We start from the raw sequence: 15,461 nt of genomic DNA, 5'->3' as shown, positions 1-15,461 counted from the left end.
AAACTTGGGTTTATGTCACCCGGTTTTCTGAGTGCAAATCTAAAATATATGTAAGTATTTGTATAGCAAATTTTTGAAGGCTATTTCGAAAGAATCGATTTTTTTTCTTGGTCCAGAGTCTTCTGGGCTTGTATCGCTTTTCGAAGTGTTTCTCGGTTTCGAACCAGAAAATTTCTAAAAAAGAAAAACGTAAGAATAAACGCGCTCAAAACGAGAAACGTTCCCAAACCAAAACGCGTCCAAAACGAGATCGCGTTTTGACTTGGAAAGAAGAATAACGTTCCATCCATAAGCCGAAGCCGATCACAACCTTGACAGTGGGAACTTTTGGATTGAAAGTAAGAATTCAATTCTCCGATGGATTGAGAATCCGCAATTTTCCACTCGTTTGTTTCTTGAGAATAAAGAAGACTTTCGTCTTCCGAAAAATAATAAAATGCAGAACTGAGACCCGTTTTTGGAAATTCTACCGAAGGGATTCCCCCTTGTCTTCCAAGATAAAAATCCACGTAGTACGAACCGACGGGAAAGGTTTGAATTTGAGAAAAGTTGGGAAACTCGTTTCCGAATGTCACGATATGAAAGAGTTCCGATTTTTGGTTTCGAATTCTCAAACCCCCGAGATTTGGAATTTTTTTCAATTCCAAAAGAAGAACCGTTTTTGACGGAAAATTCTTTCCTTCGAGTTTAGGTGAGAGAACTTTTTTTAAGTAGAGTTCGAGCCTGGATTCTTCGGCTTTTTTCCAGACGGGAATCGATTCGACGAGCCAAGACTTTTCCACCGTCGCAGGATCCCCTAAGAACCGTTTGAGAGAGTCCAATCTCTCCGAAAAACTCGGAGTTTCCGCGTAGGATGTCTGACTCCAGAGGAGAAAAAGTATAGAAAGAATAGAAAAACGTTTCATGGGGAATCCTTTTTTTGTCTACGGAGATTGGATCCAATGGATAGGATTTTCATCCTTTACGGGATTTCCGATCTGGAAAGAAGAATTCCGAGGAGAGAAATCATTTTTTCAAATTCTTCAAAAGATGATTTTCTCCTATACAAGACGCGATTCTTTGGGATACTCATAGAATTCGAATTTAGGTTTTAAAAGATGATCGATTGTCCGATTTGCCAAGTGTATCAGTCCGATGAAAAACCGGAAATTCTCGCTCGTTTTGGAGAATTTTCAGTTCGTCATTCCGAAGAAGAAAAAGGGCTCAGAGGATATCTTTATATCGAACCCGCTTCTCACTGGACTTCCTATCAAGAATGGAACAGCGGAGCTTTTTCCGATTTCGGAAAGGCTTTAGAGTTTGCTACAAAATGGATCTATCAAAATCATTCTCCGGTTAAAATTTATACGGTTACGGTTTCGGAAATGGCGCCTCATATGCACTTCCATCTGATTCCGCGTTATACGGACGATCTAAAAGGTGTGGATTACATTCGTCTGGCTCTTCAGGGAAAACTCCCAGGACAGGGTTATATTCAAAATTTATAAAGTAATTGTATTAGAATTTGGAGGAAAGGATATGAGAGTTTTGAAACTAAAAAACATTCTGCTTTTAGGAATGATTTCATTCTTACTGAGCGGTTGTATTTACCGCGACATCCGAGTTCCGGGATTGGGAACCAACTATACACAGTATCTGATCAATTCGGAGGATTTTCAGATTCTCGGAACCGTGGAAACCGAGGGAGTTTATACTTCCTGGGTCATGCTCTGGGTCACCGGAGAAACCGGTTATCAGGAATTGTTGGACAAGTCCAAGGCGATGGGCGGCGACGAGATCATCAACTATCGTTTTGAAGTGAGGGAAACCAGCATTCTTCTCGTGATCTGGAATCGAATCCAATGGAAGGCGACCGCACACGCCATCAAATACAGAGAAAAAATCAAAAAACCTTGAGTAGAAATTGAAAAGACTCCGGGGCAAACCGGAGTCTAACAGGATAGAATGCAGACAAACAAAGCCCACCTGATTCTGGAAGCAGGCCTCTCCAGAAAAGCAGATTTCGTCGAAATTTTTGAAGAAGAAACCAGATCCTCCTCGGTCAGTCTGAGAGATCGTAAGATCGAACAGAGTTTTGCCGGGATCGACTACGGAATCGGAATCCGTCTGATTTACGGAACCGACGTTCTCTACGCACATACAAACAACGAAGATGCGGAACATCTGATTTCTCTCATCGATCTTCTCGCCGATTCCAGAGGAGCCGCGAAAGGAAAAGGACAGGCCCTTGTCTTTCGTGGAGATCTAAAAACTCCTTCCTTTCCCGCGCAGATCACAGATCCGAGAAAAATTTCACCGGATCAAAAATTAGAAATTCTTTATAGAGCCGATCAAACCGCAAGAGCTACTTCTACGAATATCGTTCAAGTCAGCGCCTCTGCATCCGATTCCGTTTCGAAGATTGGAATTTACAACTCGGAAGGATTGGCTTTAGAAGATTTACGCGTGAGAAGCAGATTCAGCATCAACGTGGCCGCCGAAAAAGAGGGGGAACGATTTGTGGCTTCGGAAAATCCGGGCGCAAGAAAGGGTTTTGAATTTTTTACAAACCTTCCGATCGAACAACTTTCCAAAACAGCCGCCGAAAGAGCTCTGATGATGTTATCCGCCGGTTATATCGAAGGAAAAAAAATGCCGGTCGTGATGGGAAACGGATTCGGAGGAGTGATCTTTCACGAAGCCTGTGGACATCCTCTGGAAACCGAAGCCATCCGTAAAAAGTCTTCTCCCTTTGTGGACAAGTTGGGACAACCGATTGCAAAGGCTTGTCTGACCGCAATCGATGACGGAACGATTCCCGATTCTTGGGGAAGTATCAGCGTCGACGACGAAGGAATGACTCCTCAGAAAACCGTTCTCATCGAGAATGGAATTCTCAAAAATTATCTTTCCGATCGAATCGGCGCCGAGGAAGTCGGGGTCGCAAGAACGGGAAGCGGACGCAGAGAAAGTTATATGTATGCGCCCGTATCTAGAATGAGAAATACTTATATCGCCGCCGGGAACGATTCCTTTGAGGACATGCTCGCTGGAGTAGAATACGGACTTTTCGCCAAAAAGATGGGCGGCGGTTCCGTAAACCCCTCCACTGGGGAATTTAATTTTTCAGTGGAAGAGGGATACGTTATCCGAAACGGCAAAGTCGCGGAACCGGTGAGAGGCGCAACTCTGATCGGAAAGGGCGATGAAATTCTTCCCAAAATCAGCATGGTAGGAAACGACTTGGAACTCGCCGCGGGAATGTGCGGAGCCGCATCCGGTTCGGTTCCGGTTACGGTCGGTCAACCGACTCTCAAAGTGGACGAAATTCTTGTGGGAGGTCGATGATGGACTTGGATCAATCCGTTGAATACGTGTTAGGCGTCTGTAAACAGAAAGGTCTGGATCAATACGATCTCGTAGGTTCCGAATCCAAGGACGTGGGAATCGAACTTTTTAAAAAACGAGTGAGCAACACCGAACTTTCCAACTCGAGAGGAATCGGAATCCGTCTGATTCAAGACGGAAAACCCGGTTACTCCTACAGCGAAAAACTTTCCGAAGAAGCCTTGTCTCAGATGGTGGAAGACGCGATCGCTCAGGCAAAAATTTCGGATCCTTTGGACATCGATCTTCCCGGACAATCGGAACTTCCTGACATTCCGATCCGTTCCTACGAAGAATCTTTGGAGTCTCTCGGTTTTGAATGGTTGAAATCCACCGGAGAAAAGTTGGACGAGCTCGCCTGGACGGCGGACGAACGAATCGAAAACGTTCCGTATTCTTATGCCGGAAAAACCTGGAATCGATTTATATTAGCAAATTCGAAAGGACTCTTTCACAGCGAAAAATCGAATCTGGTCTCCGCGGGAGTTGCGTTAGTCGCAACCGATGGAAAATCCAAAAAGATGGGCGGTTATACGAAATCCGGACTCGACGTGGATCAAATTCAACCCGAGAGGATCGTAACCACCGCGACCGAACGTTCTCTTTCTCTTTTGGGAGCGGAACCGGTAAAAAGCGGAAATTATCCGATCGTTCTTTCCAATCGGGTCAGTCCCCAAATTTTCGGAATGTTCTCTTCTCCTTTTTCCGCGGACAGCGTTCAAAAAGGTCTTTCTCGTTTGGAAGGAAAGGTCGGATCTCCGGTCGCTTCTCCGATTTGGAACGTCTTTTGTGATCCTCATATCGTGGACTATCCCGGTTCTCGTCTTCTGGATGCGGAAGGGGTTTTGACCCGCAAAAAAGCGATCATCGAAAACGGAATTTTGCAGACGTATCTTTATAACTTAGAATCCGCAAAAAAAGCGGGAGTGGCTTCCACGGGAAACGCAGTTCGTTCTTACGGCGGACGAGTGGGGACTTCGTTTACCAACTACGTGGTTCCCAAAGGAAAAGAATCTCTTGAGGAATTGCTTTCCCGTTATCCGGAATGTATCTACGTTTTAAAACTGGAAGGCGGTTCGGGTTGTAGCGCCGTTTCCGGAGAAATTTCGATCGGAGTCCAAGGCTTCTATTATAAAAACGGAAAGCCGGTTCATCCGGTAGATCTGATAACAATGAATCTGAATTTTTTTGATCTTCTTTTCTCTATTGAAGGAATTTCAAACGAGTACAACGATTCCTATTCTTCGATAAAGATTCCTGATATATTAATTCGGGAAGCGAGCATCGCCGGTTAATCCGAGTTTTCGCTTGCAGATCTTTTTACTCCGAGGTTTTCTTTCCGAAACAAACATCGATTCGGGAGAAAACCTTGAGTTCCTTTGCAGTTCCCAAATTCCTATCTAAAACTTATTTCCTCATTCTCTTATTTTTTGCGACCGGTCTGAGCGCGCAGGTTCGAATCGAATTCACACCTACGGGTGAAGTCAAAAAACCTTCCCAGATCCGCGCTCGTTTTTCGGAATCGATGATTCCTCTCGGAAATCCGAAATTCTCTTTGAACCCTTTTGCAATCCGTTGTCCCGTATCTGGAAGCGAACGCTGGGTGGACGATAAGAATTGGGTATTGGAATTTCAATCGCCGCTTCCCGGCGGAGTGGAATGCAGCTTTGAAACCAAAAAGATAAAATCCATCGCCGGAACTTCCTTAACCGAAGGGGAAAAGTTTTCATTTCATACGGGCGGACCCGAACTCGATTCTTCCGCTCCGTATGAAGGCGGGATTATCGACGAGGATCAGATTTTTATTTTGGATCTGGATTCGGAAGTCGATCTTTCCTCCGCGAGCGATCATCTTTACTTCGTAACCGAAGGAATCCGGGACAAGATCGGATTTAGCAGAGTGACAGGTTCCTTGGAAAAGGAACTTCTCAAAGCCAATTACAGAGAAGGCAAAGACGAAAGAACCATTTTGATCAAGGCCGATCAAAAGTTTCCCAGCGGAAAAAAAATTCAGATCGTTTTAGAACAAGGACTCAAATCCAAGACCGGAGTGGCGAGAAGTTCCACGAGAAAGATAGACTTTACGGTTCGCAAAGCTTTTTTGGCGGAATTTAACTGCGATCGTGTCAATGCAAAGGCCGCTTGTATTCCTTCCTTACCACTTACCGTAAATTTTAGCGCTCCCGTATCCGTGGAACTTTTGCGAAAGATTCAACTGCAGACCGCAGACGGAAAATTGATTCCCGCGAAAGTTTCTTCCGAAGGAGGTAATTACGATTACGGGGTGAGTTTCCCCACGCCACTTTCACCGAAGTCCAAGTTTCAGATTCTTCTTCCCTCCGGAATCAAGGACGACGCGGGAAGAAGTCTTGCCAATCAATCCTCCTTTCCTCTGACGGTTTCGACGGACGATTATCCGCCGCTCTTAAAGTTTGCGGCGCGATTCGGAATTTTGGAACGTTACCCGGAAGCGGTCTTGCCCGTTACGATTCGAAATTTAGAAGCTGAGAATCCGGTCCGACTTTATCAAGTCAAAACGAGTCCCGACACTCAGGAAGTGGTCCAACAGCAATTTGATAAGTTAAAAGAGAAAGGAAAAGAAATTCTCAATTGGGCTACCGGAAAGGACGAAAAAAATCAAACCCCTCCAAAACAGTTTACCGGAAAGGAAGTGATCCTCGGGGTCGGTCAGGTTTCCGAAATCATAAAATATTTAAAAATTTTAGAATCCTTAGATCACAAGGATTCGATCTTTGATCCGAGTCGAAATCAGCTCCCACCCGGAACCAACGAAATCAAACTCCAATCCAAACAGGGAGTCCGCCGTTTTGAAGTGGTCGGAATTCCTCTCAAAGCGCCGGGGTTTCACGTCGTGGAAATGAAATCGGACGTATTAGGAAATTCTTTATTAGGAAAGAATCAACCGTTTTATGTTCGCACCGGAGCGCTTGTCACCAATCTTTCGATTCACTTCAAATGGGGAAGGGAATCTTCTCTTGTTTGGGTGACAAAACTCAACGACGCAAAACCCGTTTCGAACGCGGACGTACAAATTTTCAATTGTAAGAATGAAAAGGTTTTTTCGGGTAAAACCAGTTCTTCCGGAACCTTGATCATCAAAGGACTTCCTACGAGAAGTTCCGTTCCGTATTGTTCTTGGAAACCGTATGAAAACGGCCTTTTTTTGACCGCGGCGCACGAAGACGATTTTACGTTTAGCCATTCCCGTTGGCAGAACGGAATCGAAAACTGGAGATTCAATCTTCCCGGAGATTACGGATCGAGTAACGTTCACTTTCATCCGGTGATGGATAGAACTCTTTTTCGTGCAGGCGAAACCGTTTCGATGAAGATCGTTTCCAGAGCCAAAAAATCCAGCGGATTTGAAATTCCGGGCGCGAGCGAATATCCGAGTTCCGCCAAAATCATTCATTCCGGAACCGAAAAAGAATATTCTCTTTCTCTAAAGTGGAATCCGGAAGGAACGAGTTCCGTTCAATTTAAGATTCCGAAAGAGGCCAATCTTGGAGTCTACCGAGTTTTGTTAAACGAATTCGGCGGAAAAAATCACGAAAGCCAGATTTCGATCGGAGAATTTCGTGTGGAAGAATTTAGAGTTCCTTTGATGAAGGCGGACTTTCAGACGAGCGGTTCGAATATCGCTCCTTCCAAAATAGGAATTTCGGGCAACGTCCGTTATCTTTCGGGTGGTGGAGCCGGTAAAATTCCGGTGTTATTACGAACCCGAGTTCTTCCTGGTGGCGGGGTTTATTTTTCGGATTATTCCGAATTTTCGTTTAGCAACGGTAAGGTGGCGAAAGCGTCCGAGGAAGAAGGTGAAACACAAAACGCAGGTTTTACAAAAACACAGCTGACCTTGGATCCAAAAGGATTTTTTGATACAACCGTGAAGTCGATTCCTGAATCCGATTCTCCTCAAAGACTCGAGGCCGAATTGGAATACAGGGATCCGAACGGCGAGATCCAGAGCGCGTTCCGTTCCTTTCCGATCTATCCTTCCGAGTTTCACGTGGGGATCGCTCCCGAGGGTTGGGCGGCTGTGCAAGATTCGGTGAAGTTTAAAGTGGCCGTCCTTGATCTCAAAGGGACGCCGGTCGAAGGAAAGAAAGTCTCCGTTCGCGCGTTCACAAAAAAATACTATTCCAACCGAAAGAGGCTTGTAGGAGGATTCTACAGTTATGATCACAAATACGAGATCAAAGAAATCGGAGAGTTCTGTTCGGGGAAAACAAATGGTAAAGGATTTTTGTTTTGCAACGGTTCGGTCAAAGAAACGGGAGAGATTTTCTTTGAGGCTTCTCTTTCCGGAGAAGAAGTAAAAGCGAATTCTTCGGTTTGGATTACCGGGAAAGAGGATCTTTGGTTTGCGGCCAGCGATCACGATCGTATGGATCTTCTTCCGGAAAAGAAAGAATACCAGGCCGGCGAGAAAGCTCGCTTTCAAGTTCGAATGCCTTTTCGAGAAGCGACCGCGCTTGTGACCGTGGAAAGAGAAGGGATTCTTACATCCTTTACAAAAGTTTTAAGCGGTAAGGAACCCGTTCTCGAAATTCCGGTGGAGAATTCATACGCGCCGAACGTATTCGTTTCGGTTCTTGCCGTCCGAGGACGTGTGGAGAATCCGAAAGAAACGGCCCTTGTCGATTTAGCAAGACCTTCCTTTCGTCTGGGACTCGCGCAGATCCGAGTCGGATGGAAACCGTTCGAGGTTCCGGTTCGTGTGGAAACCGATAAAACGGTTTACGGAACCAGACAAAAGGCAAAGGTCAAGATTCAGATCGAACATCCTTCCTCCCAAGTAAAAAAAGATGCAAGAATCACGTTAGCCGCCGTTGACCAGGGACTTTTGGAACTCAAGGCCAACGATACTTGGGATTTGCTTCGAGCGATGATGAAAGAAAGAGGAAACTCGGTGGAAACTTCCACGGCTCAACTCCAAGTCATCGGAAGAAGGCATTTCGGTTTAAAAAGTCTTCCTCCGGGTGGAGGCGGCGGTGGAGCGACCACAAGAGAACTCTTTGATACACTTCTTTATTGGAAAGCCGATCTTAAGCCCGACGAAAACGGAAAACTGGAAGTCGAAGTTCCTCTCAACGATTCTTTGACTTCGTTTAAGATCGTCGCCATCGTTCATTCGGGAAAAGATAAGTTCGGTTCTGCATCGACTCAGATTCAGACCACGAGGGATCTCCTTGTTTATCCTTCGATCGCTCCGTTTGCAAGGGAGAAGGATCGTGTTCAAAGCGGTCTTACGATCAAAAACACGACGGATCGTTTGATGGATCTGAGTATCACTCCAAAAACGTCTCCGGATCTCGGACTCGAGATGAAGAACGTCAAAATTTCTGCGGGAGAATCGATTGTAGTTCCGTGGGATCTTGAAATTCCGACAAAAAAAAAGGAGATCGTCTATGAGTTTCTTACAAAAGAAAACGGAGGAACGTTTGCCGATACGGTTCGGTTTCGGCAAAAAATAGGGGAGTCAGTACCGGTTCGGGTTTTACAGTCCACTTTTGTTCAGATAGAAGACGGAAAGTTAAACGTTCCGATCCAAGAGAATCAGGAAGCGATAGCGGGAAGCGGAGAATTGGAAATCAGTTTGAAATCTTCCCTCACGGGCGGTGCGATTTTTTCCGCGAAGGAAACGATGAGTCGTTATCCGTATTCTTGTCTGGAACAAAAACTTTCCAAGTCGATTGCGGCCGGATCTCAGAAGGATTGGGATCAGATCATGGATCAGCTCAATTCGTATATGGACGGAGACGGGCTTCTGAAATTTTTTCCTTCCTCCTTGTATGGAAGCGAAATTTTGACGGCCTATCTTTTGATTCTTTCATCCGAATCCGGATACAAAATTCCGGATGCGATCAGAGAAACACTGATCGAAGCTCTCAACCGATACAGTAAGGATTTGATTTTTAGGAACAGTTATATTTCCAATACGGATACAAGACTCAAAAAAATCATCGTATTGGACGCGATCTCTCGTTTTAGCAATCTCAGCGACGAGAGCATCCGTGCGATCCAGACCGATCCGAAAATTCTTCCTTCGGATATCCTGATCAGTTTGAGAAATATCTATTCCCGATCCAATTCGTTTAAGAATCAGGTTCCAACGTTAGACATTCTTTTAAAATCCAGATTTCGGATCCAAGGAACCTCTTATAACTTCGTGGATGAATCGGGCCTTTGGTGGCTTCTTTCTTCCAACGATTCCACCGTGATGAGGACGATTCTTTCGGTGGTCAAAGATCCGAATTGGAAAGAAGATCTTCCTCGGATGATTCGTGGCGCGATCACAAGACAAAAGAAAGGAAGCTGGGATATCACAACCGCAAACGCGTTAGGAATTCTTGCGTTTCAAAATTTCTCCAAACAATTCGAGAGGGATTCCGTAGACGGAACCACAACCGTCACATTGGAGAATCAATCCAACACTTTGGAATGGAAGAATAAAAAAGATCCTTCCGCGTTATCGCTGCCGATGCCGAAGACAACTCAAAATCTTGAGTTTGTACAAAACGGAAACGGGAAACCGTACGCGGTGATTCATACAAAGGCCGCACTTCCTCTCAAAGAAAAATTGGAAAGTGGAATGAGATTGGATAAGGAAATTTTGGACGAATCCGGAAGTAAAAAATCCTCTTTTAAAGAAGGGGATCTGGTCAGGGTTCGTTTGAAAATTCAAACAGAATCGACTCTTTCTTGGGTGGCGATCCGGGATCCGATTCCGGCGGGGGCGAACATCCTCGGTTCCGGTTTAGGAAATGATTCCAGATCGGGAAGCGAACTCGCAACGGACGGAGACTGGTGGTCGTCTCCTACGTTTGTGGAAAGAAAGTGGGAAGGTTATACCGCGTATTTCGAGTATCTGCCGGCCGGAAGTGTCACTCTGGAATACGTCTATCGCATCAATCAATCCGGAAAATTCGTACTCCCGTCGACCCGCGTAGAAGCGATGTATCTTCCGGATCAGTTCGCGGAAGTGCCAAACGCGGATCAGACCGTAAACAAGGACTAAAATAATGATTGGAAAGAATATGCTGATTTTTTTGTTTATCAGTATATTCTTTTATTCGAATGTATCTTTTGCGGAAGAGATTCCGACCTATAAGTCGGTCCGGAATTCCTATCGATCCTCGGATGGGACTCTTTTGGACGTTCACGGAAGATTTTTGCAGTCGATTCGTTTTGATACAAAGGAAAGAAAACTCGCCTGGGTGGAAGAAGGGGAAATTCCGGAAACTCTGTTTTTAGCCTTGTTGCTCCAAGAAGATAAACGTTTTTTCGAACACTCCGGAGTGGACACGATCGCGATTCTGGGAGCGGTTCGAGATCGTGTCGTCGGAAATTCCAAACGGGGCGCGAGTACGATTTCCATGCAGCTTTCCGGAATTTTTCTAAAAACAAAACCGGGAAGAAGGGGTTTTTTTGATAAATGGAATCAGATTCAATTTGCCAGAGAGTTGGAAAAATCCTGGAAGAAGAATGAAATTCTTACGGCGTATCTAAACCTCGCTCAGTTTCGAGGAGAACTCAGAGGACTTCGTTCGGCGAGTCGTGGAATTTTTCACAAAGAACCTTCCGCGTTAAGCGAAACCGAGTCGATCCTTCTTGTCTCTATGCTTCCGTTTCCGGGAGCGGGGGCTGAAGTTTTGGCGAAACGGAGTTGTATTCTCGCGAAAAAAATTCAGAAAGAATCTCTTTGTTCTTCTTTTGAAAAGTCGGCTCAAGCTGCCGTTTCAAAACCGACGGGACTTCCATCGACGGGCGGCATCGCGTATCATGCGGCTCAAAAATTCTTTCGAGAGAATTTAGGATTTTTAGAAAAAAACGGAAAACAAAAAACTACCATCGACTTTGATCTTCAATGGAAGGTTACAGAACTCGCAAAAAATATTTTAGACGGACTTAAAAAACAGAACGTCGCCGAAACCGGCGTTGTGGTTTTGGATAACACATCGGGGGCGATCCTTGCCTACGTCGGCAATCTTCCGGAAAGCCGCACTTTCTATGTGGACGCGATTCAATCCAGAAGACAAGCGGGCTCCACGCTCAAACCGTTTTTATACGCGCTCGCATTCGAAAAAAAATTGTTAAAACCGAATTCGATCTTGGAAGACAGTCCTTCGGAATGGAACGCGGTCTCAGGAATCTATCGGCCTTCCAACTACAGCGATACATATCATGGAAAAGTTGAGGCGAAGTTTGCGCTGGCTTCTTCTCTGAATATTCCCGCGATTCACGTTTTGGATCTTGTAGGAGTTTCTACATTCGTACAAAGATTGCAGGAACTCGGAATTCAAAACATGGAACGCTCCGATTTTTACGGTGGTTCTCTTGCGCTCGGGACCGCCGACGTAACACTTTTGGAATTGACCAATGCCTACCGAACTCTTGCAAACGGAGGGATGTATTCCGAGCCGAGTTTGGTCCCTTCCGTTGTGAAACAAACCGTTCAAGAAAATTTCGAAGAAGGCAATTTTTGGAAGAAAATTTATTCCAAAGAAACATCTGACGCGTTAGGCGAAATTCTTTCCAACCGGGAATATCGTTCACTTTCCTTCGGTTTAAACAATCATCTAAGCACTCGTTTTTTTACGGCCGTCAAAACGGGAACCTCGCAGGATATGAGAGACAACTGGTGTATCGGGTATTCTAAAAAATTTACAGTCGGAGTTTGGGTTGGGAATATGGACGGAAGTCCGATGTGGGATGTAAGCGGTGTGACGGGGGCGGCGCCGATTTGGAACGCGGTCATCCATCTTTTGCAGGAAAGAGAAGGAGAAAACTGGAAACCTCCTATGGAGACTCAAAACGAAACTCCGCTGAGAACCGTCTTCGATTCTCAACCGATTCCTAAAATCCTTATTCCCGGAAACGAAACGATCTTTGCCCTGGATCCTGATATTCCCGAAGGAAGACAAAAACTTCGTTTCGCAGCTTCCATTTTTGAAAACGGATTTCAGTGGATCTTGGATGGAAAGAATCTAAAGGAATCGCACGAGAAGGAAACGTTTTGGAAACCGGAGAAAGGATTTCACATTCTTTCGCTGCGAGGTCGTGACGGAAGAATTATCGACAGCGTAGTTTTTGAAGTCAGATAAAAAGAAGGTTTTTCTCTTGCCGGGCACGGCCTTCACGTTAGAATCAATCCATACATTTTTATGAATCCATTGATTGACACTTACTTACTTTCTCCTTCTTTGGAAGAAGCGATCCTGATGGCGGAAATCACTTTCCGTCCCTTACTTTTAAAGGGAGAACCCGGAACCGGAAAATCGCTTCTCGCGGAATACTTAGCGAATCAGAGAAAACTACCGATCCATACCTGGCATATCAAATCGATCACACAGGCCAAAGAAGGTTTGTATTTTTACGATGCGGTTTCCCGTTTGAACGATTCCCGTTTTGCCGAAGACTCCGAAAAAGTAAAAAATATCGAAAACTACATACGCCTGGGATCCTTAGGCGAGGCCTTTGACTCCGATCAAAAATCCATCGTATTGATCGACGAGATCGACAAGGCCGACATAGAATTTCCGAACGACCTCCTTTTGGAATTGGACCGGATGGAGTTTTTTATTCCTGAAATCCAAAAACGGGTTCAGGCGAAACAACGTCCTCTTACGATCATAACTTCCAATAACGAAAAGGAACTTCCGGCGGCATTCCTAAGAAGATGCATTTTTCATTATATAGAATTTCCGGATCCCGAATTTATGAAAAAAATTATTCTTTCCCATTATCCGGGCGTGGGGCATACTCTTTTGATCAAAGCTCTTGAGATGTTCTATCTAATCCGAAGAATGGACGACTTAAAGAAAAAACCCGGCACGAGCGAACTTCTGGATTGGATTCAAATTTTGGTTCACCAAGGAGCAGCTTTAAAGGACGAAGTTCGAATTCCATTCTTAGGAGCTCTTATCAAAAACGAAGAGGATCTGAAGTTATTTAGGAATTAAGAATGTTCATTCCTTTTTTTTACAGACTCAAGGCCGAAGGAATTCCCGTTACTACGGGAGAGTTTTTGGATTTTTTGAAAGTGGTAGATTACTATACTACGAATCAAAAGGCCTGGATCAACTTGGACGAACTCTATCGTTTTTCAAGAACCTGTATGGTAAAGGACGTCAAATACTTCGACGCCTTTGATCTTGTCTTTTCGGAGATTTTCGGGGAAAAGGGCGCGTTGCGTCCCGAATTCAAACAGGAACTTTTGGATTGGTTAAATCGGATTTTTGAAAACCCCAATGGTCCGCCCCCGGCCTCCTTGATCCCTCCCGATCGGCTTCTGGAAGAATTAAAAAAACGGCTCGAAGAACAAAAAGGAGAGCATCACGGCGGGAACAAATGGGTGGGAACCGGAGGTTCTTCCCCGTTTGGACACAGCGGCTCCAACCCGGAGGGTGTGAGAGTCGGAGGAGAAGGGGGGAATCGTTCCGCTGTTTTCCAAGCATTAGAAAGACGTTATAAAGAATACAGAACCGACGAACAGCTCGACGTCCGTCAGATTAAGACGGCCCTCAAAAAACTCAGGAATTTTCGAAAAGAAGGGGTTTCTGAATTTCATCTTCCTAAGACTATCGATTCCACTTGTAGAAACGCCGGAGATATTCATCTAGAGTTTGAACGTTCCCGTAAGAACGGCCTTAAGGTTTTACTTTTGATGGACACGGGAGGAAGTATGACAACTCATGCGGAACGGGTGAATAAACTTTTTTCCGCGAGTCATCAAATCAATCATTTCAAGGAATTTCATTACTATTACTTTCATAATATCATTTACGACGCCGTTTATCCGAAGGCAAACATGCGAACTCCACTTTCTCTGCAAAGGGTTTTTAAAAAACACAGCGACGATACAAAATTGATTCTCATCGGCGACGCTTATATGGCTCCGTATGAACTCTTGGATTCTACATACGGTTACTATCACAGTCGGTTTCGAATGGACTTTCGACTTCCGGAGAATCCCGAATCGGGACTCGATTCTTTAAAACGAATTCGAAGACATTTTAGGGATTCGATCTGGTTGAACCCGGAACCGAAAAAATACTGGGAAGCGCCTACGATTCAAGAGATCGGAAAACAAATTCCCATGTATTTTCTTTCTCTCGACGGATTGGAAAAAGGAATCAAAAAACTTTTGAACTCACTTTGAGTGACTTTTGAGTTTGAGGAGCGCGTAGAGTGTTTCGATATGGGGAGTTCTGAAATGAAACTTCTCGCCGATTTTTAGCGCGTTTCCGAGAATCGCGTCGATCTCCATCGGTCTTCCGTTTTCAAAATCCAATAACATACTTGTCTTGTACGGTTTCATGGATTCAGTCATTTCTAAAAAGATCTCGATTTGTTCCAGGGGAACCGGCGCACCGTCCAACTCGGAAAGTCTCTGGACTTCCTTCATGATTTCGATCACCAGGGAACGACTCGAAGATTCCGCAAGAATTTGAGAGGTGTTTTTACCGCCGGAAAGAACGCTGATAGGATTGAAAGGCGCGTTCCACATCAGTTTTTTCCATCGTGCTTGGCGGATTGTATCCGTACTCTGTGTGGGAACTCCTGCGGTTTCAAAAAATTGGACGACCCTTTCCAAAACGGAAGAAGAACTCCGATTCCAAGAGCCGATCGTAAGATCGCCGTAGTCGAGGTGGTGGATTTTACCGTTGTCCAGACGATTGGCGCAGACGAAGGCAAGCCCGCTCAGAATCTCATTGGACGGATAAAGTTCGGTGATCGGTTCCTCGATTCCGATTCCATTTTGCAAGAGTAAGATTGGGACGTTTTCGGGAATCCGAATTCCTAAAATCGTTTCCAGACGAATATCCGGCAAAGATTTCAAACAGTTTAGAATGAGATCATACTCCTCTAAATTTTTAGGAACTTCTTCAAAAACAAGATTCGGTTGGTATTCGAAGTCGCCCCAGTGACTCTGAATTTGGAATCCTCTTTCTTCGAGTTCAAACGCGTTTTTTCGAACCCAAAAATCGACACTACAACCCGCTTGTTTGAGTTTTCCCGCGTAGAGCCCGGCGATTGCGCCGGAGCCTAATACTAAAATTCGAAACAAA

10 protein-coding genes are annotated in these 15,461 nt (G+C 44.9%); 8 read left to right on the top strand and 2 right to left on the bottom strand.

Annotation, left to right across the window (positions count from 1 at the left end; genetic code table 11):
- Positions 1–80: 80 nt before the first annotated feature.
- On the bottom strand, positions 81–905 hold the full coding sequence (locus tag JWG44_RS16050; RefSeq protein WP_205276016.1) for a hypothetical protein: 825 nt from the start codon (positions 903–905) through the stop codon (positions 81–83).
- Between the two features lie 192 nt (positions 906–1,097).
- Between JWG44_RS16050 and JWG44_RS16045 the strand changes: the two genes are divergently transcribed.
- From JWG44_RS16045 to JWG44_RS16010, 8 genes are all read left to right on the top strand, one after another.
- On the top strand, positions 1,098–1,487 hold the full coding sequence (locus tag JWG44_RS16045; RefSeq protein WP_205276015.1) for an HIT family hydrolase: 390 nt from the start codon (positions 1,098–1,100) through the stop codon (positions 1,485–1,487).
- A 31-nt stretch (positions 1,488–1,518) separates the two neighbouring features.
- Complete coding sequence (locus JWG44_RS16040) at positions 1,519–1,896, top strand: LIC11742 family lipoprotein (RefSeq protein ID WP_205276014.1); 378 nt, start codon at positions 1,519–1,521, stop codon at positions 1,894–1,896.
- 48 nt (positions 1,897–1,944) lie between these two features.
- Entirely contained in the window at positions 1,945–3,327 is a 1,383-nt protein-coding gene (locus JWG44_RS16035; protein ID WP_205276013.1) for a TldD/PmbA family protein, read from the top strand.
- Entirely contained in the window at positions 3,327–4,661 is a 1,335-nt protein-coding gene (locus JWG44_RS16030) for a TldD/PmbA family protein (RefSeq protein ID WP_205276012.1), read from the top strand. Before JWG44_RS16035 ends, JWG44_RS16030 begins: the two co-directional genes overlap by 1 nt.
- A gap of 74 nt (positions 4,662–4,735) precedes the next feature.
- A complete protein-coding gene (locus JWG44_RS16025; protein WP_232371689.1) occupies positions 4,736–10,408 on the top strand; it encodes an alpha-2-macroglobulin family protein in 5,673 nt (1,890 codons plus the stop codon).
- A gap of 4 nt (positions 10,409–10,412) precedes the next feature.
- Positions 10,413–12,494, top strand: coding sequence for a penicillin-binding protein 1C (gene pbpC / locus JWG44_RS16020; RefSeq protein ID WP_205276011.1), 2,082 nt, complete (start codon positions 10,413–10,415; stop codon positions 12,492–12,494).
- A gap of 60 nt (positions 12,495–12,554) precedes the next feature.
- Entirely contained in the window at positions 12,555–13,352 is a 798-nt protein-coding gene (locus JWG44_RS16015; RefSeq protein WP_205276010.1) for an AAA family ATPase, read from the top strand.
- Between the two features lie 2 nt (positions 13,353–13,354).
- Complete coding sequence (locus tag JWG44_RS16010; RefSeq protein ID WP_205276009.1) at positions 13,355–14,551, top strand: VWA containing CoxE family protein; 1,197 nt, start codon at positions 13,355–13,357, stop codon at positions 14,549–14,551.
- Here JWG44_RS16010 and JWG44_RS16005 read toward each other — a convergent pair.
- Positions 14,543–15,460, bottom strand: a complete 918-nt coding sequence (locus JWG44_RS16005) for a ketopantoate reductase family protein (RefSeq protein ID WP_205276008.1) — start codon at positions 15,458–15,460, stop codon at positions 14,543–14,545. The genes JWG44_RS16010 and JWG44_RS16005 overlap by 9 nt on opposite strands.
- Position 15,461: the final 1 nt, after the last annotated feature.

Source organism: Leptospira ainazelensis, assembly GCF_016918785.1.
Taxonomy (GTDB): Bacteria; Spirochaetota; Leptospiria; order Leptospirales; family Leptospiraceae; genus Leptospira; species Leptospira ainazelensis.
The sequence above is the reverse complement of the archived record's forward strand: the minus strand, read 5'-3'. Positions and strand labels throughout refer to the sequence as shown.

Bases quoted from the DNA above. Each gene is read 5' to 3' on its own strand.
- JWG44_RS16050 (WP_205276016.1), bottom strand. From the start codon at position 905: ATGAAACGTTTTTCTATTCTTTCTATACTTTTTCTCCTCTGGAGTCAG.
- JWG44_RS16045 (WP_205276015.1), top strand. From the start codon at position 1,098: ATGATCGATTGTCCGATTTGCCAAGTGTATCAGTCCGATGAAAAACCG.
- JWG44_RS16040 (WP_205276014.1), top strand. From the start codon at position 1,519: ATGAGAGTTTTGAAACTAAAAAACATTCTGCTTTTAGGAATGATTTCA.
- JWG44_RS16035 (WP_205276013.1), top strand. From the start codon at position 1,945: ATGCAGACAAACAAAGCCCACCTGATTCTGGAAGCAGGCCTCTCCAGA.
- JWG44_RS16030 (WP_205276012.1), top strand. From the start codon at position 3,327: ATGGACTTGGATCAATCCGTTGAATACGTGTTAGGCGTCTGTAAACAG.
- pbpC (WP_205276011.1), top strand. From the start codon at position 10,413: ATGATTGGAAAGAATATGCTGATTTTTTTGTTTATCAGTATATTCTTT.
- JWG44_RS16015 (WP_205276010.1), top strand. From the start codon at position 12,555: ATGAATCCATTGATTGACACTTACTTACTTTCTCCTTCTTTGGAAGAA.
- JWG44_RS16010 (WP_205276009.1), top strand. From the start codon at position 13,355: ATGTTCATTCCTTTTTTTTACAGACTCAAGGCCGAAGGAATTCCCGTT.